The sequence below is a fragment of the Verminephrobacter eiseniae EF01-2 genome (genome assembly GCF_000015565.1).
Lineage (GTDB): Bacteria > Pseudomonadota > Gammaproteobacteria > Burkholderiales > Burkholderiaceae_C > Acidovorax > Acidovorax eiseniae.
In genome coordinates, this window is sequence record NC_008786.1 from 960,485 (window position 1) to 983,248 (window position 22,764).

20 protein-coding genes are annotated in these 22,764 nt (G+C 65.1%); 14 read left to right on the top strand and 6 right to left on the bottom strand.

The window, feature by feature from the left end:
* Positions 1-99 precede the first annotated feature (99 nt).
* The 7 genes from VEIS_RS04230 to VEIS_RS04260 all read left to right on the top strand — a co-directional run bounded on the left by VEIS_RS04230 (position 100) and on the right by VEIS_RS04260 (position 6,189).
* On the top strand, positions 100-741 hold the full coding sequence (locus VEIS_RS04230; RefSeq protein ID WP_011808656.1) for a peroxiredoxin: 642 nt from the start codon (positions 100-102) through the stop codon (positions 739-741).
* 252 nt (positions 742-993) lie between these two features.
* Positions 994-1,281 carry a DUF4236 domain-containing protein gene (locus VEIS_RS04235; protein ID WP_041949802.1) on the top strand — a complete coding sequence of 96 codons (288 nt, stop codon included), beginning with the start codon at positions 994-996 and terminating at the stop codon, positions 1,279-1,281.
* A gap of 208 nt (positions 1,282-1,489) precedes the next feature.
* Positions 1,490-2,494: a sulfate ABC transporter substrate-binding protein gene (locus VEIS_RS04240; RefSeq protein WP_011808658.1), complete on the top strand. Its 1,005-nt coding sequence runs from the start codon at positions 1,490-1,492 to the stop codon at positions 2,492-2,494.
* The gene (gene cysT, locus VEIS_RS04245) at positions 2,491-3,360 is read left to right on the top strand and encodes a sulfate ABC transporter permease subunit CysT (RefSeq protein ID WP_011808659.1); all 870 of its coding nucleotides are present in this window, start codon (positions 2,491-2,493) and stop codon (positions 3,358-3,360) included. Before VEIS_RS04240 ends, cysT begins: the two co-directional genes overlap by 4 nt.
* Before the next feature lie 113 nt (positions 3,361-3,473).
* A complete protein-coding gene (cysW, locus tag VEIS_RS04250) occupies positions 3,474-4,355 on the top strand; it encodes a sulfate ABC transporter permease subunit CysW (protein WP_041949803.1) in 882 nt (293 codons plus the stop codon).
* Between the two features lie 11 nt (positions 4,356-4,366).
* Complete coding sequence (locus tag VEIS_RS04255) at positions 4,367-5,482, top strand: sulfate/molybdate ABC transporter ATP-binding protein (RefSeq protein WP_011808661.1); 1,116 nt, start codon at positions 4,367-4,369, stop codon at positions 5,480-5,482.
* Positions 5,483-5,658: 176 nt separating this feature from the next.
* Positions 5,659-6,189 carry a disulfide bond formation protein B gene (locus VEIS_RS04260; protein WP_041950523.1) on the top strand — a complete coding sequence of 177 codons (531 nt, stop codon included), beginning with the start codon at positions 5,659-5,661 and terminating at the stop codon, positions 6,187-6,189.
* Positions 6,190-6,230: 41 nt separating this feature from the next.
* Here the strand turns inward: VEIS_RS04260 and argA are convergent, their stop codons facing one another.
* Positions 6,231-7,577, bottom strand: coding sequence for an amino-acid N-acetyltransferase (argA, locus tag VEIS_RS04265; protein ID WP_011808663.1), 1,347 nt, complete (start codon positions 7,575-7,577; stop codon positions 6,231-6,233).
* A gap of 281 nt (positions 7,578-7,858) precedes the next feature.
* On the opposite strand from argA, the gene VEIS_RS04270 reads away from it, so the two are divergent.
* Together VEIS_RS04270 and VEIS_RS25460 are read left to right on the top strand one after the other, a co-directional pair.
* A complete protein-coding gene (locus VEIS_RS04270; protein ID WP_198137953.1) occupies positions 7,859-8,725 on the top strand; it encodes a YqcI/YcgG family protein in 867 nt (288 codons plus the stop codon).
* 5 nt (positions 8,726-8,730) lie between these two features.
* Positions 8,731-9,048 carry a cupin domain-containing protein gene (locus VEIS_RS25460; RefSeq protein ID WP_198137954.1) on the top strand — a complete coding sequence of 106 codons (318 nt, stop codon included), beginning with the start codon at positions 8,731-8,733 and terminating at the stop codon, positions 9,046-9,048.
* A 44-nt stretch (positions 9,049-9,092) separates the two neighbouring features.
* Here VEIS_RS25460 and VEIS_RS04275 read toward each other — a convergent pair whose 3' ends face one another.
* A complete protein-coding gene (locus tag VEIS_RS04275) occupies positions 9,093-10,148 on the bottom strand; it encodes a GlxA family transcriptional regulator (protein ID WP_083758565.1) in 1,056 nt (351 codons plus the stop codon).
* Positions 10,149-10,195: 47 nt separating this feature from the next.
* On the opposite strand from VEIS_RS04275, the gene VEIS_RS04280 reads away from it, so the two are divergent.
* The 5 genes from VEIS_RS04280 (at position 10,196) to VEIS_RS04295 (ending at position 19,121) form a co-directional block, all read left to right on the top strand.
* Positions 10,196-11,458, top strand: coding sequence for an ATP-grasp domain-containing protein (locus tag VEIS_RS04280; protein ID WP_011808667.1), 1,263 nt, complete (start codon positions 10,196-10,198; stop codon positions 11,456-11,458).
* A gap of 8 nt (positions 11,459-11,466) precedes the next feature.
* Positions 11,467-12,660, top strand: coding sequence for an MFS transporter (locus VEIS_RS04285; RefSeq protein ID WP_232287841.1), 1,194 nt, complete (start codon positions 11,467-11,469; stop codon positions 12,658-12,660).
* Between the two features lie 159 nt (positions 12,661-12,819).
* Positions 12,820-13,026 carry a hypothetical protein gene (locus VEIS_RS25465; protein WP_157048394.1) on the top strand — a complete coding sequence of 69 codons (207 nt, stop codon included), beginning with the start codon at positions 12,820-12,822 and terminating at the stop codon, positions 13,024-13,026.
* Between the two features lie 71 nt (positions 13,027-13,097).
* Positions 13,098-17,189, top strand: coding sequence for an ATP-dependent RNA helicase HrpA (hrpA, locus tag VEIS_RS04290; RefSeq protein WP_011808669.1), 4,092 nt, complete (start codon positions 13,098-13,100; stop codon positions 17,187-17,189).
* Positions 17,190-17,417: 228 nt separating this feature from the next.
* The gene (locus VEIS_RS04295) at positions 17,418-19,121 is read left to right on the top strand and encodes a long-chain fatty acid--CoA ligase (protein WP_011808670.1); all 1,704 of its coding nucleotides are present in this window, start codon (positions 17,418-17,420) and stop codon (positions 19,119-19,121) included.
* Between the two features lie 49 nt (positions 19,122-19,170).
* On the opposite strand, the gene VEIS_RS04300 is transcribed toward VEIS_RS04295, so the two are convergent.
* The 4 genes from VEIS_RS04300 to VEIS_RS04310 form a co-directional block, all read right to left on the bottom strand.
* Positions 19,171-19,986 (bottom strand): enoyl-CoA hydratase/isomerase family protein, encoded by an 816-nt coding sequence (locus tag VEIS_RS04300; protein WP_011808671.1) that lies wholly within the window; start codon positions 19,984-19,986, stop codon positions 19,171-19,173.
* Positions 19,986-21,155 (bottom strand): CaiB/BaiF CoA transferase family protein, encoded by a 1,170-nt coding sequence (locus tag VEIS_RS04305; protein WP_011808672.1) that lies wholly within the window; start codon positions 21,153-21,155, stop codon positions 19,986-19,988. The genes VEIS_RS04300 and VEIS_RS04305 overlap by 1 nt, the downstream gene beginning before the upstream one ends.
* Positions 21,156-21,408: 253 nt before the next feature.
* Positions 21,409-21,552 (bottom strand): SDR family NAD(P)-dependent oxidoreductase, encoded by a 144-nt coding sequence (locus tag VEIS_RS28240; protein WP_321161066.1) that lies wholly within the window; start codon positions 21,550-21,552, stop codon positions 21,409-21,411.
* A complete protein-coding gene (locus tag VEIS_RS04310) occupies positions 21,549-22,694 on the bottom strand; it encodes an acyl-CoA dehydrogenase family protein (protein ID WP_011808674.1) in 1,146 nt (381 codons plus the stop codon). Before VEIS_RS04310 ends, VEIS_RS28240 begins: the two co-directional genes overlap by 4 nt.
* Between the last annotated feature and the right edge of the window lie 70 nt (positions 22,695-22,764).

Genomic DNA, 22,764 nt, shown 5'->3' on the forward strand with positions numbered 1-22,764 from the left:
CAGACTTTTTGGCGATGAGGTCAGAACAAGACAGTCGTTGGCGCGGCCACGGCGCCGGCGCAAAATTGCGCACCCCGCAACCAGCAAGGAGACATTGGCATGAGCACCCTGCGTCTGGGCGATACCGCCCCCGACTTCACCCAGGAATCCACGGCCGGCACCATCCGCTTTCATCAGTGGGCCGGTGATTCGTGGGTGGTACTGTTCTCGCATCCGGCCGACTTCACGCCGGTATGCACCACCGAACTGGGCAAGACGGCGGCCCTGGCCACCGAGTTTGCCCGGCGCAAGACCCGGCCGATCGCCGTCAGTGTGGACCCCGTGGACGCGCACCAGCGCTGGGTCCAGGACATCAACGATACGCAGAACACCACCGTGGACTTTCCCATCCTGGCCGATGCCGACAGGAAGGTCGCCGATCTGTACGACATGATCCACCCCAACGCATCGACCACCGCCACGGTGCGCAGCGTGTTCATCATCGACCCGCAAAAGATCATCCGCACCACGTTCACCTACCCGGCCAGCACCGGGCGCAACTTCGACGAAATCCTGCGCGTGATCGATTCGCTGCAACTGACCGACCGGCACAAGGTGGCCACGCCCGTGAACTGGAAAGACGGCGACGATGTGATCATCGTGCCCAGCCTGCAAGACCCGGCCGAGATCGCCCGGCGCTTTCCGAAGGGCTTCAAGGCCGTGCGCCCGTATCTGCGCATCACCCCCCAGCCCGACAAATAAGCCCCATCGCAGCCACCGGCCAGGCATTGCCTGCGCCGGTGTGGCTGGTCTTTTGCCGCCCCCTGACGGATGGCTGCTGGCGCATGGATCGTGCTGGAGACCTGAGCGCCAGCCCGCAGTCGTTTCATCTCATCTGGCAGGCTGGACGGGCCGTGGGGGCCTGCGGCTGGACAGTTACATTACCAATGCGCAGGAATGTGTTTGGAATGTGTTTGGCGCATGCGTGGCGCGTCGATTGGCCTGGGAGGTTGCATGGGATTGCGCTTTCAAAAACGTATCCGGATTTTCAAAGGACTGACGCTGAACCTCAGCAAGTCGGGGACATCATGGACCGTGGGCGGGCCTGGCGCGTCCGTGAACCTCAAGGATGGCAAGGCCACCGGAAATGTGGGGATACCGGGGACCGGGATTTCCTACCGGGAGCGTCTGGACGTACCGAAGCACGAAGACTTGGCGCAGGGGCGGGGCTTGTTTTCCGGATGGACGGTCTGGGGGTGCGTCGTGCTCATCGCCTTGATTCTCGTGGCCGTATGGCGTTAGTCAGTGGCGTCAGTCAGGACGGGCAGCAAGCAGACATGGCCTTGCTCCGCTCCTTGATTGATAGCTTTCGGTGCATGAGACATGGGCGCTTGCCGGGCTTCCCATCGGTGGCCATATTAATTAACAAAAAGACAGTCTTTCGGATTGGACGCGGTGCTCAGCACAATGCGGGGTTGCCCGCCGTCGTCGGGAATCAGGCACTGCACCCATGACCTCTTTGCGACCCAAGACCCTTCTGGCCGCGCTGGCCCTGTCCGCCAGCGGCATGGCACTGGCGGACAGCACATTGCTCAATGTCTCTTACGACGTGGCGCGCGAGTTTTACAAGGACTACAACGCGGCGTTCATCGCCCACTACAAAAAGGCCAAGGGCCAGGACATCAGGATCGACCAGTCGCATGCCGGCTCCAGCGCCCAGGCGCGGGCCGTCAACGATGGCCTGGCCGCCGATGTGGTGACGATGAACACCTCCACCGATGTGCAATTCCTGGCCGACAACGGCGTGGTGGCCAAGGACTGGGCGCGCCGCTTTCCGCATGACGCAGCGCCGACCACCTCGACCATGCTGTTTCTGGTGCGCCACGGCAACCCCAAGGGCATCGAGGATTGGGACGACCTGATCAAACCGGGCGTGCAGGTGATCGTGGTCAACCCCAAGACCGGCGGCAATGGCCGCTATGCCTATCTGGCGGCCTGGGGCGCGGTGCTCGACAAGGGCGGCAGTGCGGCGCAGGCGGCCGAGTTCGTCGGCAAGCTGTACCGCAACGTGCCCGTGCTGGCCAAGGGCGGGCGCGATGCCACGGCCACCTTCTTGCAGCGCAACCAGGGCGATGTGCTGATCACCTTCGAGTCCGAAGTGCTGGCCATCGATCGGGAATTTGGCGCCGGCAAGGTGGATGTGGTCTACCCCTCGGTGAGCGTGGTGGCCGAAAACCCGGTGGCCGTGGTCGAGCGCACCGTGGCCAGGAAGGGCACGGCCGAGCTGGCCAAGGCCTATCTGGACTATCTGTACTCGGATGAGGCGCAGGAGATCGCCGCCAGGCACGCCATCCGCCCCCGTTCCGAAGCCGTGCTCAAGAAATACGCCCGTACTTTCAAGCCGATCCGGCTGTTCACGGTGGCCCAGTACTTTGGCTCGCTGACCGAGGCGCAGAAGGTGCATTTCAACGACGGCGGCCAGTTCGACAAGCTCTACCTGCCCGGCAAACCATGAGCACCGAGCGCCTCGTGGCTGCGGCGCCGGCCGGCCGGCGCGCGTCCAGGCGGGTGCTGCCCGGCTTTGGCCTGACGCTGGGCTACACGCTGTTCTACCTGGGCATCATCGTGCTGATCCCGCTGTCGGCGCTGATCTTCAAGTCCTTCGCGCTGAGCGGCGAGCAGTTCTGGCGCGCCATCAGCGCGCCGCGCGTGCTGGCCTCGTACCGGCTCACTTTCGGCGCCTCGTTCCTTGCCGCGCTGGTCAATCTGGTGTTTGGCCTGCTGATCGCCTGGGTGCTGGTGCGCTACCGCTTCCCGGGCAAGAAGATCGTCGACGCGCTGGTGGACCTGCCGTTCGCGCTGCCCACGGCCGTGGCCGGCATCTCGCTCACGGCCTTGCTGGCAGGCAATGGCTGGGTCGGACAGATTCTGGAGCCGATGGGCATCGTGCTGGCGTTCAGGCCCGCAGGCATCGTGATTGCGCTGATCTTCATCGGCCTGCCGTTCGTCGTGCGCACGGTGCAGCCGGTGCTCGAAGACGCCGAGAAAGAACTCGAAGAAGCCGCCACCTGCCTGGGGGCCACGCGCTGGCAGACCTTCACCCGGGTCATCCTGCCGACCATCACCCCGGCCCTGCTGACCGGCTTTGCGCTGGCGTTCGCGCGCGCCGTGGGGGAATACGGCTCGGTGATCTTCATCGCCGGCAACATGCCCATGGTGTCTGAAATCACGCCGCTGATCATCATCGGCAAACTCGAGCAGTACGACTATGCCGGCGCCACCGCCGTGGCGCTGGTGATGCTTGTCATCTCGTTCGCCTTGCTGCTGCTCATCAATGCGCTGCAAGCCTGGCAACGCCGCCATGCGGGGGCACCGGCATGAGTGCTGCACGGCCGCCCGAAGGCACTCATACCGTAGCCGAAGGCGAAGGTGCTCCAGCGACTGCCGCACGGCCGCCCGAAGGCGAAGGCGCTCCAGTGACTGCCGCGCCCGCCATGGCCCGCGCTCGGCTCCGCCGGGCCGGCAGCAGCCAAGGGCGCTGGCTGCGCTGCGCGCTGATCGCGCTGGCGCTGGCGTTCATGCTGCTGTTCCTGGTGCTGCCGCTGGCGGCGGTGTTTACCGAGGCGCTGCGCAAGGGTTTGGGCGCCTACCTCGACGGCCTGCGCGAGCCGGATGCCTGGTCGGCCATCCGGCTGACGCTGCTCACGGCGCTGATTGCGGTGCCGCTGAACCTGGTGTTCGGCCTGGCCGCCGCCTGGTGCATTGCCAAGTACGAGTTCCGGGGCAAGGCCTTTTTGACCACGCTGGTCGATCTGCCGTTCTCGGTGTCACCGGTGGTGGCTGGCCTGATCTATGTGCTGATGTTCGGCGCGCAGGGCTGGTTCGGCCCCTGGTTGCAGGCGCATGGCATCACGATCATTTTTGCCGTGCCCGGCATCGTGCTGGCCACCTTGTTCGTCACCTTCCCGTTCATCGCGCGCGAGCTGATCCCGCTGATGCAGGCCCAGGGCAACGATGAGGAGCAGGCCGCCATCGTGCTGGGCGCCACCGGCTGGCAGACCTTCTGGCGCGTGAGCCTGCCCAACATCCGCTGGGGCCTGCTGTACGGCGTGATCTTGTGCAATGCCCGGGCCATGGGCGAGTTCGGCGCGGTATCGGTGGTGTCGGGCCATATCCGGGGGCAGACCAACACCCTGCCGCTGCATGTGGAGATTCTGTACAACGAATACCAGTCCGTGGCCGCATTTGCCGCCGCATCGCTGCTGGCCTTGCTGGCGCTGGTCACGCTGGTCATCAAGACCATTGCCGAGCACCGCCATGAGCAGCTGCACATGGCTGCGGCCCAGTGCCCGCCGGAGCGCCCGCCCGAGCGTTGAAAGGAAAGCCCGTGAGCATAGAAATCCGCAACGTCAGCAAGCAGTTTGGCAACTTCCATGCGCTGCGCGATGTGAGCCTGGACATTGCCTCGGGCGAACTGCTCGCCTTGCTCGGCCCCTCGGGCTGCGGCAAGACCACGCTGCTGCGCATCATTGCCGGGCTGGAGACGGCCGACACCGGCAGCATCCATTTCAGCGGCGCCGACACCACCGGCGTGCATGTGCGCGAGCGCAACGTGGGCTTCGTGTTCCAGCACTACGCCCTGTTCCGCCACATGACGGTGTTCGAGAACGTGGCCTTCGGCCTGCGCGTCAAGCCCCGCGGCCTGCGCCCGAGCCAGGCGCAGATCCGGCAGAAGGTGACCGAACTGCTGCAACTGGTGCAGCTCGACTGGCTGGCCGAGCGCTACCCCGCGCAACTGTCGGGCGGCCAGCGCCAGCGCATCGCGCTGGCCCGCGCGCTGGCGGTCGAGCCCAAGGTGCTGCTGCTCGACGAACCCTTTGGCGCGCTCGACGCCAAGGTGCGCAAGGAGTTGCGCCGCTGGCTGCGCCGCCTGCACGACGAACTGCAGGTGACCAGCATCTTCGTCACGCACGACCAGGAAGAGGCGCTCGAAGTCGCCGACCGCGTGGTGGTCATCCACCGGGGCCGCATCGAGCAAAGCGGATCGCCCGAGCAGGTCTGGGAGCATCCGGCCAGCCCCTTCGTCTATGGCTTCCTGGGCGACGTGAACCTGTTCCATGGCCGCGCGCACGAGGGGCTGGTGCACCTGGCCGGCATGCAGATCGATGCGCCCGAGCACAGCCAGGCGCAAAACGCCAAGGCCTTTGCCTATGTGCGCCCGCATGACCTGGACGTGCAGCGCTATGCGCCGGGGGCGGGGCTGGACGCCGCAGGCCGCCCGCGCGGCATCGTCGCCCAGCTCAGCCGCGCCATCGTCGTGGGGCCGATCGCGCGGCTGGAACTTATCGCGTCGCACGAGCACCAACCGGCGGACGATGCGCCCCCCGGCCCGTTGATCGAAGCGCAGATTCCGGCGCAGCAGTTCAAGGACATGGGGTTCAGCGAGGGCGAAACCCTGGTGGTGACACCGCGCCGTGCCCGGATTTTCCTGGACGGTGCCTGAGTTGCCTTGGCCCTCTGCCGTCATTGCATTTCCCAATCGTTCGTGAACGCGAAGGCAAAGCGCAGACAGCACGGCTGCACGACAAGCGGCGCCGACGAAGTGCACGGATGATTCAGGAATGAAACCAGCCCCGCCGGCAGACCGCTGCGGGCCAAGCCACTTCAAGGACGAGCATGATGGTATGGAACTGGATCGATCGAACCCCGCGCCGGGTGCTGGCGCTGATCAGCCTGGCCTGCGTGGCGCTGCTGGCCTGCGGCCTGTACCTGCAGCATGTGGTGGGCCTGGTGCCCTGCCCGATGTGCATCGTGCAGCGCTACGCGCTCATCGGGCTGGCCCTGCTCACCGGCCTGGCCAGCGCCCGCAGCGCCAAGGGCTGGTGGCTGACGCTGTCGGCCCTGGCGGCCCTGACGGCGGGCTTTGGCGCCACTGTGGCGGCACGCCAAAGCTGGTTGCAGTGGTATCCCCCGCAGAGCGTCAGTTGTGGCCGTGACTTTTACGGGATGATCGAGAGCTTCCCGCTCAGCCGCGCGATTCCGATGATCTTGCGCGGCTCGGGCGACTGCGCGGCGGTCGACTGGAGCCTGCTCGGCGGCTCGATCGCCAACTGGTCGTTCCTCTGCTTCGCGCTCTTGGGCCTGCTGCTGCTGGCGCTGCTGGCGCGCGGCGTGCGCGGCGCCCGGCAACGCGCTCCGGCGCCGGTCTGAGCGCAGAGGGGCCCGAGCGCAGGGGCCTGGGCGCGCGGCCCTCAGAGCTTTTTGACCAGCACCTGGCTGCGCCGGTCCCAGTTGTACTTGCGCTTGCGCGCATCGGGCAGCCAGTCCGGGTCCACGGACTGAAAGCCGCGCTTGAGGAACCAGTGCCTGGTGCGGGTGGTGAGCACGAAAATGCTGTCCAGCCCCAGGCTGCGGGCGCGTTGCTCGACGCGCTTGAGCAGCTTTTGGCCATCGCCCGTGCCCTGGCTCTGCGGCGATACGGTCAGGGCGGCCATCTCGGCCGTCCTGGCCTCGGGATAGGGGTAGAGCGCGGCGCAGCCGAAGATCACGCCATCGTGCTCGATGACGGTGTAGGTGGCAATGTCGCGCTCGATCTCGGTGCGGTCGCGCTTGACCAGGGTGCCATCCCTCTCGAAAGGCTCGATCAACTGCAAGATGCCGCCCACATCGTCGATGCTGGCTTCGCGCAGCGCTTCGAGCTTCTCGTCGATCACCATGGTGCCGATGCCATCGTGCACATAGACCTCCAGCAGCAGCGAGCCATCGACCGCAAACGGCAGGATATGGCTGCGCTCCACGCCGGCCTTGCAGGCCGTCACGCAATGCTGCAGATAAAAGCCGGCGTCGGCAGGCTGCAAGGCGCCGGGCAAACGGGCCAGCAGGGCCTGGGCGGCGGCCAGCGACAGCTCGGTATCGATGGGATTGTCCTCGCCCCCGGGCTGGTCGGGCTGCATGCGGATGCCGGGCACCTCGGTCAGAAAGATCAGCTTGTCGGCGCGCAACTCGATCGCCACGCTGGTGGCCACCTCCTCCATGCTCAGGTTGAACGCCTCGCCGGTGGGCGAAAAGCCGAACGGCGACAGCAGCACCAAGGCGCCCATGTCCAGCGTGCGCTGAATGCCGGCCACATCCACCTTGCGCACCAGGCCCGAATGCTGAAAGTCCACGCCATCGACGATGCCCACGGGCCGCGCGGTCAGGAAGTTGCCCGAGATCACGCGCACCGTGGCACCGGCCATCGGGGTGTTGGGCAGACCCTGGCTGAAAGCGGCCTCGATCTCGTAGCGCAACTGGCCCGCCGCCTCCTGGGCGCAGTCGAGCGCCACCGAATCCGTGATGCGGATGCCATGCGCATACCGGGCGACATGCCCCTTGGCGGCCAGTTGCTCGTTCACCTGGGGGCGAAAGCCGTGCACCAGCACGATGCGCACGCCCATGGCCTGGATCAGCGCCAGATCCTGCGCAATGCCGTGCAGTTTGCCCGCCGCAATGCCCTCTCCGGTCAACCCGATGACAAAAGTCTGGTGGCGAAACTTGTGGATATAAGGCGCCACCGAGCGGAACCAGGGAACGAAGTTGAAGTTGAAGTTGCTGGACATGGGGCGGATGCGGTGGGCCGGCGGTGCCAGCCGGCAAGGCTAGTGTCGCGTCATCGGTCAGATGTCGCAGGCTGCGCTCAGCCATCGAAGCGCAGCGCAAGGCGCATCGCGCAGCCAATACCGAGCGTATTGGCAAGCGATGCAACGCCGCGATGCGCTTCGATGGCCAGCGCAGACCGACAGATGGTCGGTGACGCGACACTAGGGGCAGGCCGGCATCATAAGGGCGCATCCCGTGCTGGCGCGCTGGCATTTGCCGGGCGGATGCCGGTGATCGATCCGTGCCCGACGCCCGGCCCTTCTTTTCGATGTTTGCAGCATCGAGTCCTGAAAAGCGTTCAAAATGGCAGAAAAATAATAAACGACTGCTTATGATCCGACATCCACACATCATGGATACATCAATGACAACATCTGTCTTATCGCGTCGCCGTGATATCGCCGAGCGCTATGCCAAAACCAGTTGGGAGCAGATACTGTTCTCGGAATTCTCGACGAGCCTGGAAAGCAGCAACCGGCCGTTTCCTTGCATCTTCGGCGTGCGCGGGTTCAAACTGGATCAGTTGCGCTACGTTTTTCAGGAGAATCTCGATCTGGATTTGACATCGGCGGCGCTGCAAGAATTCGTCCGCGACGCCAGGAGCTTCGGGCCGAACACCTCGCTCGTCATCTTTACGCGGCCTGAAGAAATAAAATCCATCGATGCGTATCAGGAAGAATTTTGGAAGATCCTGAAGGGATTGGCTGACAGGGATCACACCCCCTGGCCCGAGCATATGCCGACAGAGATCACCCATCCGGAATGGGAATTCTGCTTTGCAGGTGAACCGGTATTCGTCGTCTGCAACACGCCTGCACATATATTTCGGCAAAGTCGGCGCGCAAGCTCTTTCATGCTGACCTTCCAGCCACGGTGGGTCTTCGACAAGATATTGGGAACGGAGAAATCGACACAAACCGCCTTTGGCGCGGTGAGAAAGCGGATCGCGCACTATGATTTCCTGCCCGTATCGCCCAAGCTCGGAAAATATGGCCACCCGGGCGTTCTCGAATCCGAGCAGTATTTTTTGGATGATCGCAACCAAGGCGGCAGTTCATGTCCTTTCCAGGCACTGGGCGAGCGCCATGGCGCAGCCATCCGGCAATGAAAGGCATGGACATGACGGAAGTAATCAGAAACATCCATACCGATTTCTCACTGCTGGAAGATGTCATTCAGATCCTTCCCGAACAGGGATGTATCGAAGTTCAGCACGATGGCCCGGGCAAGGTTCATGACTGGCATCAGCATGCCAACGAGGAAACACTGATCATCCTGAAGGGGAAGATGACTTTCGCGCTCGAAAGTGGCGTTCATGTATGCGGGCCAGGCGATATGCTGCACCTGTGCGCGAATGATCGACACCGATCCGTTGCCGGGCCGCAAGGGGCGGTCTATCTCATCGCTTTTCGTCGGCTGGATATCAGATAGTGCGCAGCCCGGAGCCTCATGGGGCCTTCACGGCAGCAGGACCGTCATCGGCTTGCAGCGCTCGATGTGAAATGCTGGCGCAGTTCGGAGGGCGGTACGCCAAAACGCCTGATGAAGGTGCGCCGCATACGCTCGTCGTCTGTGAAACCGCATTTGTCTGCGATGCGCTTCAAACTCAGCTTCGGGTAATCGGCAAGCATTCGCTGTGCGGCATCGACACGCAAATTCTCGATGGCCCGTCTTGGCGTGACGCCCGTTTCATCAACGTAAAACCTGGCGAAGCTCCGCAATGACATTCCGGTCTTTTCGGCCAGTGTTTCCACTGATAACGGCCGGTGCAGATTGTCCGAGATCCAGGCGTGCAAATCGGACAGTTTTCCGTCGGCGGCTGCCGATTGTGTTTCGAGCAATTTGCTGTATTGCGATTGGCCGCCCGAGCGTTTGAGAAACACCACGAGACCGCGTGCGACATCCGCAGCCAGGCAATGACCGTGGTCCCTCTCGATGATGGCCAGGGCCAGATCGATTCCCGCAGTCACCCCCGCCGAGGTCCAGATGTTTTCATCATGGATGAAGATGGGGTTGGCATCGACGCGCACATCCGGAAATTCGGCCTGTAGTCTCTGACAGTATCGCCAATGGGTCACCACACGCTTGCCGGTGAGCAAACCGGCGTGGCCAAGCAAAAAGGCGCCAATACAGACGGATGCAATCTCGGTGGCTTTCCGCTGCGAGCGCAAATAGGCATCGACCATGGTGATGGTCTCCAGGTTCCATACTCCCGGGCCGCCCGGTACGACAATCAAATGGGGATTGTCTGCGGCATCGTCCTGCCACGAGGTCGCCTCGACAGGAACACCGACATCGGTTTGCAGCCGGCCCGATCGGCTGGCGGCCAACCTGATCTCATAGGCCGGGGGTTTGCCCGCATTGCGGCGAATGGCATTCGCCGCCTCAAACGCCTGCATCGGCCCGGCCAGGTCGAGCAAGGTCAGGCCGTCATAACCGGCGAAGAGGATTCTTTTCGCACCGTCCGTTTTGGTGGCCATATTGGCAGGATTTGCCTGCAGCAGCAGGCCCGATTTCAGATAGTCTGTCATTTTTGAGCCGTGGCCTGCGCACGGAAAATACGGAAAAGAGTCATCCCATGAATATGCACATGGAACCGGATGCAGTGGCGGCAAGCATGAATCCCGGGAACCGTCTGGCGCTCGCCATCGTTGACCCGTCATCGGCCGGCTATTTCATCGCCAAGCGGGCGCTGGAACGCGGGTTCATGTGCATTGCGATTTCATTGTCGCATGCGGCGCCTGCCGACATCGATTTTAGCTGGTCGCGCGACTGCCTGGATTCAAACTTTGACGCCCTGGTCGCGCTCGATTCTTATGACGCCATCATGCCCGGCGCGGAAAGCGGTGTGTGCCTTGCCGAGGAACTTGCAGCGCGGCTCGGATTGGCGGGCAACGATCCGGAAACGACCGCGCGGCGCCGGAACAAAACCGCCATGGCGCAAGCGGTGGCAGAGGCCGGCATTGCGGTGTGTCGCCAGGCATGTTGCCGCTCTGTGTCAGATTGCATGGCCTGGGCCGAAGCCACCGGCTACCCGGTGGTCGTCAAGCCCGAGGCCAGTTCCGGGGGCGATCTGGTTCGGGTCTGCCAGACACGGGACGCGCTTTCGCAGCATGCATCGGCGATTCTCGACAAACCCGACAGATATGGGCAAAACACCCGCAGTGTCCTGATCCAGGCATTCATGGCGGGTGACGAATACACGGTCGATGGCGTCGTTTCAAACCAGGTGCTCACCATTTTTGCCGTCGGCAAATATCGCAAAATCAACCTGAATGGGGCGATGGTATATGACAAGATAGACTTTCTCGCGCCGAGCGATCCGGCCGTCGACCGCAGGATGCTCAGTTACTGCGAAGCCGTGACCAGGGCCGTCGGCGTGCGCGTGGGCCCGGTCCACATCGAGGTCATGCTGACGGCGAACGGGCCACTGCTCGTGGAAATCGCCGCGCGGGCCCATGGCGGCATTGGCGCATCGGTGATCGACGCCAGCTTTGTTCCTTCGTTCATCGATGCCATCATCGACTCGTACATACCCGGCGCATCTGCTGGCGCAACAGGCCAGATCATCCGGAAGAAGACTTCGTCGATCGCATTTCTGATTTCCGATCGGGCCGGCACATTGGTGGCTGCGCCTGGAATCGGGAATATCCGATCCCTTACCTCGTTCGTGCGTTTGAAATGCTTCACGGCCCCGGGCGATGCCATACCGAAAACCGTCGACCTCGTTACCTGCCCCGCCCTTGTCGAACTGTCCGATGATGATCCGGGGGTCATCGAAGCCGACATCGAAAGGATTCGGGAACTGGAACGCTCTGGCGCCATATGGGAGATTGCATGATGGTCCGGATGCACAAGACTTCGCTGGCGATTTTCGTGACCCTGCTTTCCCTGACCATGGTCGGCGAGGGCATGATTACCGTGACGCTTCTGTGGACCAGTGCGAGCATGGGCCAATCGCCGATCTTCATCGGCGTCGTCCTGTTCATCATGAATATGGTGCCATTTCTGGCGCAAATCCTGTTCAAACCCATGCGCCGGGCGATCGAACAGCATCCTCTGGGCATGATCATCATGCCCAGAATGATCGGCTGCGTTGCGGCGAGCCTTGCGGGCATGACATTGGATGCATCGGGTCTGATCACTTTGATTGCCGTCGCGGCATGTCTGACCTTCATCAGTTTCATCAGTCAACAGTGCATCGAGACCTTGATGGGGCAATTGACCGTCACGGGAATGCTCGATGCCGGAACGTCGGCACGGCTTTCGCAAACTGCTTTGCAAAGTGGCGTCTTCGTCGGGAACGCGCTGGCCGGCATCCTGATTGCGAAGTCGGGAACGGGCTGGGTGTTTTTTGGAATCGCCGTCAGTTTTGCCAGCAGCCTCCTGCTCTTGTTTGCTGCGCCATGGGTACGGATGGGCAGGGAATCTCCTGCGCAAACCGGCGCGGGCCATGCAGCCATGCCGGCGCAGCGGCATATGTCAGAGCGCACGCTGTGGCTGTTGCTCGCAGGCATGGCACTGTTGGCCGTTCAACTCAGCGGTTTCAATTTCTTTGTTCCGCTGATTTTCGAAAGCCGCTCCGGAACGTCCGCTGCCGACTATGGTCTGGTGAGTGCTGCGGCAGGGGTTGGCGCGCTCCTTGCCACATTTGTCCGTTTTTCCCTGCGCGGATATATCGGCCATGCTGCCTGCGGCGCCGTGGTGATTGGCGATGCGCTGGTCACCCAGCCTGTCGGGATGGTGCTGACAAGCGTGTTCGCCTTTGCCATAGGGTTCGGATTCAACATATCCAGAATCCGGATTCGACAGGCCATCTTCGAGCGTCTGACGACAAAGCAGGAATCTGCCCTCTGGGGCGGCCGCGTCACCGTTGCATTTCGCGGTGTCAGCGCGGGTGCTCCGATGCTCTTTGGCCTGCTCCTGATGGGCCAGGTACCGGTGGCGCAAAGCTGGGTATTCGCGGCCATCGGCGTGCTGACCATGGGTGTGGCGATTCCGGCTTGTCTGCTCTTTTCCACGAGAACGCCCGTCTGGCGTTGACGGGAAAACTCCGCGCCATCGCTTCGGGCCATGCCGCCTCGGGCGGCAAACGCTGCGTCTTGGCGCATATTCGAGCGAATGCCGGATTTCGCGGTGCAAGGCCGGGTTTGTCGCGCATCGGATACTGCTGCCCGGCCAGCGCGGCCGCCCGGCAGCCTAGTGTCGCGTCACCGATCATCTGTCGGTCTGCGCTGGCCATCGAAGCGCATCGCGGCGTTGCATCGCTTGCCAATACGCTCGGTATGGGCTGCGCGATGCGCCTTGCGCTGCGCTCCGATGGCTGCGCGCAGCCTACGACATCTGATCGGTGACGCGACACTAGGCCAAGAAAGGCAGGCACAGGCTTGCACGATGTCGCTGCAATGACACGGATAATGGCACGGAGGCGACCCGGCGCAGTCCGGTAATCGGCACGCAGCTACCGATAATACGGGCCTATGCCTTCTCCTGACCTGCGTTCGCCCCCGCTTTCCCGCACCCCGTTGCATATCGAGTTTCCGCCAGCGCTGCCCGTATCGGGCCAGCGCGAGGAGATCATGGCGGCGCTGGCACGGCACCAGGTCGTGATCGTTTGCGGTGCGACCGGCTCCGGCAAGACCACGCAATTGCCCAAGATCGCGCTGGCGCTGGGCCGTGGCAGGTGCAACGCCAAGCCCGGCGCCGATGGCCAGGTGCGCGGCCAACTCATAGGCCACACCCAGCCGCGACGCCTGGCGGCCAGCAGCGTGGCCAAGCGCATTGCCGAGGAGCTTCAGACCCCGCTGGGCGAGGTGGTGGGTTTCAAGGTGCGGTTCCAGGACCGCCTCGCGCGCACGGCCTCGGTCAAACTGATGACCGACGGCATCTTGCTGGCCGAGACGCAGACCGACCCGCTGCTGCGCGCCTACGACACCATCATCATCGACGAGGCGCATGAGCGCAGCCTGAACATCGATTTTTTGCTCGGCTACCTGCGCCAGATCCTGCCGCGCCGGCCGGATCTGAAGCTCGTCATCACCTCGGCCACCATCGATGCCGACCGCTTTGCCAGGCATTTCGCGTCGGGCGACGCAATGACCTGCGCACCCGTCATCGAGGTGTCGGGCCGCAGTTTCCCGGTGGAACTGCGCTGGCGCCCGTTCGAGGAAACGCGCGAGTACGGCCTGCATGAAGCCATCGCCGATGCGGTCGACGAGCTTTGGCAGGGCGCCCCGGGAGGCGACATCCTGGTGTTCCTGCCCGGCGAGCGCGAGATCCGCGAAGCCGCCGACCATTTGTGCAAGCACCTGGCGCAGCAGCCGGTGCTGCGCAATACCGAGGTGCTGCCCCTGTATGCCCGCCTGGCGCAGGCCGAACAAGAGCGCATCTTCGACGGCCACACCGGCCGGCGCATCGTGCTGGCCACCAATGTGGCCGAGACCTCGCTCACCGTGCCTGGAATACGCCATGTGATCGACACCGGAACGGCGCGCGTCAAGCGCTACAGCTTTCGCAGCAAGGTGGAGCAGTTGCTGGTCGAGCCGATCAGCCAGGCGGCGGCCAACCAGCGCGCCGGGCGCTGCGGGCGGGTGGCCGACGGCATCTGCATCCGCCTGTACGACGAGGCCGACTTCAACAGCCGCCCGCGCTTTACCGACCCCGAGATCCTGCGCAGTTCGCTGGCCGGCGTGATCTTGCGCATGAAGGCGCTGCACCTGGGCGATGTGGCGCAGTTTCCGTTCCTCGATGCGCCCTCGGGCCGGGCGTTGGCCGACGGCTACCAGTTGCTGTCCGAGTTGGGCGCGGTCGACGATGCGAACCAGCTCACGCCCATGGGGGTGGAACTGGCGCGCCTGCCGCTCGACCCGCGCGTGGGCCGCATGCTCGTCGAGGCGCGCGAGCGCCAGGCGCTGGCCGAGGTGCTGGTGATTGCCAGCGCGCTGAGCGTGCAGGATGTGCGCGACCGGCCCATCGAGGCCCAGCAGCAGGCCGACCAGGCGCAGGCCAAATTCGACGACGACAAGAGCGAGTTCAGCGGCTATCTGAAGCTGTGGAAATGGCTCGGCGAGGCCCGTGGCGGCGCGCCCGGCCTGCCATCGGCGCGCGCGCAAAAAGCCCGGGCGCTCGGCAAAGCGCCGGCGCAGGCCATCCTGCCGGTGGCGCAGCGGCTGACCACGCCGGCGGCCGCGCCAACGGCGCTGCCCGCATCCGCCCCCGCACCGGCGGCGCTGCCCACGCACAAGCTCAGCAACCGGCAGTACGAGCAGTTGCTGCGGCACAACTTCATCAGCCCGCGCCGCCTGCGGGAGTGGCGCGACATCCATGGCCAACTGCTCACGGTGGTGACCGAGCACCAGTGGCCGATCAATACCCAACCCGCCAGCTATGAGCAGTTGCACCTGTCGATGCTGGCCGGGTTGCTGGGCAACATCGGCGCCAAGAGCGACGAGCAAGACTGGTACCTGGGCGCGCGCGGCATCCGGTTTTACAAGCACCCGGGCGCGCATCTGTCGAAAAAACCGGGCCGCTGGGTGGTCGCGGCCGAACTGGTGGAGACCACGCGCCTGTTTGGCCGGGGCATGGCCGCCATCGAGCCGCAGTGGCTCGAACAGGTGGGGCGCCATCTGCTGAAAAAGCAGTTGCTCGACCCGCATTGGGAGAAAAAGTCCGCCGATGTGGTGGCGCTGGAGCGGGCCACGCTCTACGGCATCGTGGTCTACAGCGGGCGCCGCGTGAACTTCGGCACCCTCGACCCGCAGGCCGCGCGCGAGATCTTCATCCGCGAGGCCCTGGTGGCCGGCAACTGGGAGACCCGGTTGCCGTTCCTGGCCGCCAACCAGCAACTGATCGCCAAGGTGCAGGAACTCGAGCACAAGTCGCGCCGCCAGGATGTGCTGGTCGACGACGAACTGATCTACGCCTTCTACGAGCGGCAACTGCCCGCCGAGGTGTGCAGCGGCCACAGCCTGGAGACCTGGTACCGGCAACAGAGCCGGCAGCAGCCCGATCTGCTGCGGCTGACGCGCGAAGAACTGATGCGCCATGAGGCCGCAGGCATCACCGGCAACGCCTTTCCCCGGATCGTGCGCCTGGGCGGGGTGGACTGCGCCGCCAGCTACCTGCACGAGCCTGGCGCTGCCAGCGACGGCATCACCGTGACCGTGCCACTGTTCGCGCTCAACCAGGTCAGCGAGCAGCGCTGCGAATGGCTGGTGCCCGGCATGCTCCGGGACAAGCTGCAAGCCCTGCTCAAAAGCCTGCCGCAACGCCCGCGCAGCCGCCTGGTGCCGCTGCCCGAGACGGCCACGCGCCTGGCCGGACTGCTGGGCGCGCCCGAACACTTTGGCGCCGGCGGCCTGATCGAAGCGCTGCTCGGGCAGGTGCGCGCGCACACCTCGCTGGACGTGCAGCGGGCCGACTTCAAGCTGGACATGCTCAGCCCGCATCTGTTCATGAACTTCCGCCTGGTCGACGAACATGGCCGCCAACTCGGCCATGGCCGCAACCTGGCGGCCCTCAAAGCCGAGTGGGGCGGGATGGCGCGGGGCGCGTTCCAGGTGCTGGCGGGGCTCAAGCTCGGCCAGGCAGCGGGCCCGCCAGTGGAGTCAAAACCGGCTGTGGTGCGCGAAAAGCATGTATCGCATGTATCCATGGCTGCCAAATCAGTGGCAAAAACGACACCGATCCCCCCCGCCGGCCAGCGCTACACCGGTTGGACCTTTGGCGCGCTGCCCGAGTTGCTGGAAATCAGCCAGAACGGGCAGACGCTGATCGGCTTTGCGGCGCTGATCGACGGCGGCGACGCCGTCACCATCGAGGCATTCGACGAGCCGCAGGTGGCGGCCGCCCAACACCGGGCCGGTCTGCGCCGCCTGTTTGCGCTACAGATCAAGGACGCCGTCAAATCCCTGGAAAAAAACATCCCCGGCCTGCACGCCATGGCCGTGGCCTATATGCACGTCGGGCGCTTGCCGGACGGAACCGGCGCGGGCACGCCAGAGGAACTGCGCAAGCAAATCATCGACCTGGCCCTGGAGCGCGCCTTCATGCCCGACCCGCTGCCCGCCGACGAAGACGCCTTCAGGCGCCGGGTCGACGAGGGCCGGGAGCGCCTGGCGCTGATCGCCAACGAAGTGGCACGCCTGGCCGCCACCATCCTGGCCGAATACGCCGCCGCCGCGCGCAAGATCCGGGACACCCGCAACGCCCCGGAGGCCACGCAAGACGCGCAGCAGCAGTTGCAGCGCCTGATGCCGAAAAACTTCATCGCCGCCACGCCCTGGACGCAGTTGCTGCATTACGCGCGCTACCTGAAGGCCATCACGCTGCGGCTGGACAAGATCCGCACCGACCCGGCGCGCGACGCCGCCCGACTGGCCGAGCTGCGTCCGCAAGAGCAGCGCTACTGGCGCCTGGTGGCCGAGCGCAAAGGCGCCATCGATGCGCGCATGCAGGAACTGCGCTGGCTGCTGGAAGAACTGCGCGTGAGCTTTTTTGCGCAAGAGCTGCGCACACCCCAGCCGGTCAGCGTCAAGCGGCTGGACAAGCTGTGGGCACAGATCAAAAGCTGAACCCGGCGCCTCGGGGCGGGCACAGCCGTTTGCCGGAACGCATGCAACGGGCACCGGCCCGACACCCGGGCCGCAGCGCAACCGGCGCTGCCCCTTCGATCGGCACCGGGGCCGGGCAGCGCAGGCGACACCGGAGTGCCTCGCTGCCCGCAGCATCGGTGCCAGCCCCAATACCAGCCGCAACACCGGGCCTTAAGCTACCGCCACCGGATTCAAGAGGAACCATCCATGCGCCCCCACTTCAAGTTCTGGCCGCGCCGACTGCCCCATTCGATCACCTTGCCGGCCACTTCGCTGTGGGACAACCTGGCCATCAGCGCCCACCGCTATCCCGACAAAGCGGCGCTGGTGTTCTTCGGCCGCAGGCTGCGCTACCGCGAACTGGCCGAAGGCGCAGAGCGCCTGGCCGCCTGGCTGGCCGCGCAGGGGGTGCAGCGGGGCGACCGGGTGGCGCTGTGCATGCAAAACTGCCCGCAACTGGTGCTGGCGCATTTCGCCATCCTGCGCGCCAATGCGGTGGTGGTGCCGGTCAACCCGATGAACCGGGCCGAAGAGCTCAAACACTACATCACCGACCCCGATACCCGACTGGCCATCACCACCGCAGACCTGGCGCCCGAACTGGTCAAGGCCAGCAACGCATTGCCACCCGGCGAGCGGCTGGCGCATCTGCTGGTGACCCGCTTCACCGACGCCTTCGACGCCGATGCGACCGGCCCCGACGCGCCCCCCGAAGCCTGGAAGCCGTGGCTGCACAGCCAGTTGCCATTGCCTGCGCTCGATGGCGGCCAGACCCACGCCTGGGCCGATGCGCTGGCCTGCCCGCAGCCCCCGCCGGCGCTGCAGGCAGGCCCCGATGACCTGGCGTTGCTGCCCTACACCAGCGGCACCACCGGCCTGCCCAAGGGCTGCATGCACCTGCACAAAGGCATCATGCACAACACCGTGGCCAGCAACCTGTGGAGCAATGGCGCGGCGGACAACGTCACGCTGGCGGTGCTGCCGATGTTCCACATCACCGGCATCGTCAGCATGATGCACACGGCGGTCTACAGCGCCTCCACCCTGGTGATCATGCCCCGCTGGGATCGCAGCCTGGCCGCCCGGCTGCTCGTGCGCTACCGGATCAGCCACTGGCCCAACATCCCGACCATGGTCATCGACCTGCTGGGCAACCCGGACTTCCGCCACCAGGACCTGGCCAGCCTGGTCTACATCGGCGGCGGCGGCGCGGCCATGCCCCAGGCCGTGGCCCAGCGCCTGCAAGAGCATTGCGGCCTGTGCTACACCGAAGGCTATGGCCTGACCGAGACCGCCGCCCCCTCGCACACCAACCCGCCCGACCACCCCCGGCAGCAATGCCTGGGCATCCCCTACATTGGCGTCGATGCCCGGGTGATCGACCCCGACACGCTGCAGGAAATGCCGGTGGGCGAGTCCGGCGAGATCATCATCCATGGCCCCCAGGTGTTCGCCGGCTACTGGAAACGGCCAGAGGCCACGGCCGCAGCATTCATCGAATTCGAGGGCAAGCGCTTTTTCCGCTCCGGCGACCTCGGCCGCATGGACGAAGACGGTTACTTCTTCATGACCGACCGGCTCAAGCGCATGATCAACGCCAGCGGCTTCAAGGTCTGGCCCGCCGAGGTCGAGGCGCTGATGTTCCGCCACCCCGCGATACAGGAAGCCTGCGTCATCGCCGCCAAGGACAGCTATCGCGGCGAGACCGTCAAGGCCATCGTGGTGCTGCGCCCCACGCACCAGGACACCACCGGCCAGCAAATCATCGACTGGTGCCGCGAAAACATGGCGGTCTACAAAGCGCCGCGCATCGTGCAATTGGTCAGCGCGCTGCCCAAGAGCGGCAGCGGCAAGGTCATGTGGCGCACGCTACAGGAGCAAGATGCGCAGCAGACGCAGCCGCTTGCCTGAGCCTGCTGCGCCTGCGCGCCGGGTCTGCGCAGCCGTGATCGGCAAGCCATCAACGCGCCCGGCCCAGATAGGCTTGCAGGCGCTGTTTGAGCCCCGGGCGGGCGGCCGACCGGGTGAGCGTGGCCAGATCCTCGTTGGCGTTGACCGGGCCGAGCACCCGGTAGAGCTCGGCGCGGGTAATGTCCTCCAGCGCCGCAGCCGCAGCGTCGACCTCTTCGATGATCGCGGGCCATGCCGCCATGTCTGCCACCCGGGTGACGAACCCCATCGCGTGCGCCTGCCCGGCGCTGAAACCCTGGCCGCTTTCGAGCACGGCACGCGCGCGCTCGGCACCGACGATGGCACCGAAGCGCCGAGACCCGAGCACCAAGCCGAATTGGAGCCCGGGCATGCGCAACAGCGTATCCGGGCTCGCAATGCGGTGGCGGCACACGGCGAGCAGGTCCACGCCGGCGCCAAACACCTTGCCATGGGCCAGCGCCAGCGTTTGCGCCGGCGACTGGGCGATGGCCTGCAGCAGCATCTCGATACGCACGAAGCGCAGCAGCAAATCCCCTTCACTTTGCGCTTGCAGCCCCGACAGATCGAAGCCGGCGCTGAAGCTCTTGCCAGCACCGCGCAAGATCAGCAGGCGCGCCCCCTGCGCGTTCGCGCTGGCCACCGCCTGCAACAAGGCATCGACGAGTTGCGCATCCAGCGCGTTGAGCTTGTCCGGACGGTTCAGCGTCAGCGTCCAGACGCCTTCGGCCCGCTGCACTTGCAGCACCGTGCCGTCGGCATCCGCATGGCTCGCCGCCGCGCTCACGGGAGCACCTGCGCCTTCGGCTGCGGTATGAGCGCCTTCGGGCGGCCGTGCTGCGCCCATCACGGCACCCCCGCAGTGGCCGCTGCGCGCAACGGCCCCAGGATCTCATCGTTGTGCTCGCCCAGCGCCGGCGGGCGCCGGCGCACGGGCAGCGTTGCCCCGGCGATGCGCACCGGCGCGCCGAAGGTCTGCGTCCTGACGCCATTGGGCAGTTCCAGTGGCTGCACCCAGGCCATGTGCTCGACCTGCGGATCCTTGAGCACATCGGAATAACGGTTGATCGGCGCGCAGGGAACACCCACAGCGCGAAAACGCGCCAGCCATTCTTGCGTGCCGGCCTGCACGAAGTCGGCCTCCAGGATCGCCAGCAGCGCCTCCTGATGGGTCGCCCGGCCCGTCGGCGAGACAAAGCGCGGGTCCGCCAGCAGTTGCGGGCGCTGGACCACCCCGCACACCGCGCGCCACAGCGCGTCATTGCCGGCTGCCATCGCGAAGTAACCATCCTGGCTACGAAACACCCGGTACGGCGCATTGCGCGGATGGGCAGAGCCGAGCGCGCGCGGGTCGCGGCCGCTGCCGAAATACTCCGAAGTCTGCAGCGCTGCGATGCCCAGCGTGGCGCCGAGCATCGGCACGTCCAGGTGCACGCCGCGCCCGGTCTGGTCCGTGGCGCGCAGCGCAGAGGCGATGGAGAACGCCGCGTACAGGCCGGCGGCGAAATCGGCCAAAGGAACGCCGCACTTGACCGGAGCGCCGCCGGCCTCGCCGGTGACGCTCATGATCCCGCTCATCGCCTGCACGGTCAGATCGAACCCGCCCTCGCTGGCCCGCGGCCCGGACTGCCCGTAGGCCGAGATGGAGCAATAGACCAGCCGGGGATTGACCTGCGCCAGCGCCGCATAGCCCGCGCCCAGGCGCTCCATCACCCCGGGGCGGTTGTTCTCTATCAGCACCTGGGCACCTTGCGCCAAAGCGCGCAGCATGGCCAGGTCCGCCGGCTCTTTCAGGTTCAGCGTCACCGAACGCTTGTTGCGATTGAGCGCGGCAAAGTTCTCGCTGTAGCCATCGCTGAGCGGCGGCCACGAACGCAGCGTATCGCCGCCCTCGGGATTTTCGACCTTGATGACATCCGCGCCCATATCGGCCAGCAACATGCCGCAGTACGGCCCGGCAGCCACATTGCACACCTCGATCACCTGTATGCCCGCCAGAGGAAGTTGGCCAGCCATTGCACATTCCTTTCAAAAAGCATGGACCGCCGTGCGCGGGTTCGGGCGCGAGACAGGCCGATGCGACAGACCGGTAAAAACATGGCTTCGCAGCGTAGCAGCCCGCCCGACCAGGGGGCATCATATGGAACAAAATCCCCTCTTTCCCTGTCCGCAGGTTCATTCCCGACCGCCCCCACAGGTTCGACGGCCGCGAGGATATGGAGCAGACCTTGCTGCGTCATCGGCCCTGCACCACCACCAACTTGCGCCGTCAGCACCGGGCAGCAAGACGCCTATGCCGGCCATGAAGATCGGTGAGCGCCACGTCGAATCCGGCGCGGCCAAGCCCGATGGCAATCGCTCGTCCGATGCCGCGTCGACCGCCCGTGACAAGCGCCATGGCGCGCGCGTTCATGGCAAGGCTCCGTGGGTGATCAGGTCGCGGGCAATGATGGTGCGCTGAATCTGGTTCGTGCCCTCGTAGATTTGCGTGATCTTCGCGTCACGATAGAGTCGTTCGACTTCATAGCCGCGAATGTAGCCACTGCCGCCGAAAATCTGCACGGCGTTGGCACTGTGCCTGACCGCCGTGTCGCTGGCGAAGCACTTGGCCATCGAGCAGGCGATGCTCGCCCGGTCGCCGGCTTCGAGCCGTTTGGCGGCGTCGTGCACCAGCAAGCGTGCGGCCTGGATATCCTGCGCCATGTCAGCGAGCATCCACTGAATCCCCTGAAATTCGGCGATGCGGCTGCTGAACTGCTTGCGGGACAGGGCGTAGTCGAGCGCTGCCTCCAGCCCTGCCTGTGCGATGCCGACCGCGAGCGCGGCAATGCCTACGCGGCCCTTGTCGAGCGCGCTCATCATGATGTGAAAGCCGCGCCCTTCCGGTCCGAGCAGGGCCTCGCGCGGGAGCTGCACGCGCTCGAAGTGCAGTTCACCGACCTGCGATGCGCGCTGGCCCATCTTGTGTTCTTTCGCGCCCTTCGAGACACCGGCCAGATGGCAATCGACGATGAAGATGCTCATGCCGCGCTTGCCCGCCGCCGGGTCGGTGCGCGCCAGCACGAAGGCCAGGTCTGCGACTGGCGCGTTGTGAATCCACAGCTTGGCACCGTTGAGATCCCAGCCGTCTGCGGTTCGCGTCGCCGTGGTGCGGATGCCGGACATGTCGCTGCCTGCGTCGGATTCGGTAATGCAATATGCCGGCCTGAGCCCTGCGCGCAGCAAGGGCGCCATGTACTTGGCGCGTTGCGCGTCGGTGCCATGCGCGCTCAACAGCGTGCTGACCAGCTCGAGCAGGCCGCACTGATCGGCAACCGACGCATAGCCGCGCGACAACTCCTCCATCACCAGCGCATAGGCGGTGACATCCAGTCCGGCACCGCCATATGCCTCAGGCACCGTAATGCCGAACAAGCCGAGTTCCCCCATCTGCTGATAGATATCTGCCGGAAAACGCTCTTCACGATCGAGCGCCTCGGCCACCGGGCGAATCACCTCCTGCGCAAAACGCCGCGTGGTTGCGCGTATCTGCTCGTGCGTTTCCGAGAGTTTCATGCTGTCTCCATCGATCGCTGGCGCGGCTCCGGGCCTATACAGGGCCTATACAGGTAAACCCGGATGTTGT

Excerpts from the sequence above, each read along its gene's own strand:
- VEIS_RS04230 (WP_011808656.1), top strand. The coding sequence starts at position 100 with ATGAGCACCCTGCGTCTGGGCGATACCGCCCCCGACTTCACCCAGGAA.
- VEIS_RS04235 (WP_041949802.1), top strand. The coding sequence starts at position 994 with ATGGGATTGCGCTTTCAAAAACGTATCCGGATTTTCAAAGGACTGACG.
- VEIS_RS04240 (WP_011808658.1), top strand. The coding sequence starts at position 1,490 with ATGACCTCTTTGCGACCCAAGACCCTTCTGGCCGCGCTGGCCCTGTCC.
- cysT (WP_011808659.1), top strand. The coding sequence starts at position 2,491 with ATGAGCACCGAGCGCCTCGTGGCTGCGGCGCCGGCCGGCCGGCGCGCG.
- cysW (WP_041949803.1), top strand. The coding sequence starts at position 3,474 with ATGGCCCGCGCTCGGCTCCGCCGGGCCGGCAGCAGCCAAGGGCGCTGG.
- VEIS_RS04260 (WP_041950523.1), top strand. The coding sequence starts at position 5,659 with ATGGTATGGAACTGGATCGATCGAACCCCGCGCCGGGTGCTGGCGCTG.
- argA (WP_011808663.1), bottom strand. The coding sequence starts at position 7,577 with ATGTCCAGCAACTTCAACTTCAACTTCGTTCCCTGGTTCCGCTCGGTG.
- VEIS_RS25460 (WP_198137954.1), top strand. The coding sequence starts at position 8,731 with ATGGACATGACGGAAGTAATCAGAAACATCCATACCGATTTCTCACTG.
- VEIS_RS04275 (WP_083758565.1), bottom strand. The coding sequence starts at position 10,148 with ATGACAGACTATCTGAAATCGGGCCTGCTGCTGCAGGCAAATCCTGCC.
- VEIS_RS04280 (WP_011808667.1), top strand. The coding sequence starts at position 10,196 with ATGAATATGCACATGGAACCGGATGCAGTGGCGGCAAGCATGAATCCC.
- VEIS_RS04285 (WP_232287841.1), top strand. The coding sequence starts at position 11,467 with ATGCACAAGACTTCGCTGGCGATTTTCGTGACCCTGCTTTCCCTGACC.
- hrpA (WP_011808669.1), top strand. The coding sequence starts at position 13,098 with ATGCCTTCTCCTGACCTGCGTTCGCCCCCGCTTTCCCGCACCCCGTTG.
- VEIS_RS04295 (WP_011808670.1), top strand. The coding sequence starts at position 17,418 with ATGCGCCCCCACTTCAAGTTCTGGCCGCGCCGACTGCCCCATTCGATC.
- VEIS_RS04300 (WP_011808671.1), bottom strand. The coding sequence starts at position 19,986 with ATGGGCGCAGCACGGCCGCCCGAAGGCGCTCATACCGCAGCCGAAGGC.
- VEIS_RS04305 (WP_011808672.1), bottom strand. The coding sequence starts at position 21,155 with ATGGCTGGCCAACTTCCTCTGGCGGGCATACAGGTGATCGAGGTGTGC.
- VEIS_RS28240 (WP_321161066.1), bottom strand. The coding sequence starts at position 21,552 with ATGAACGCGCGCGCCATGGCGCTTGTCACGGGCGGTCGACGCGGCATC.
- VEIS_RS04310 (WP_011808674.1), bottom strand. The coding sequence starts at position 22,694 with ATGAAACTCTCGGAAACGCACGAGCAGATACGCGCAACCACGCGGCGT.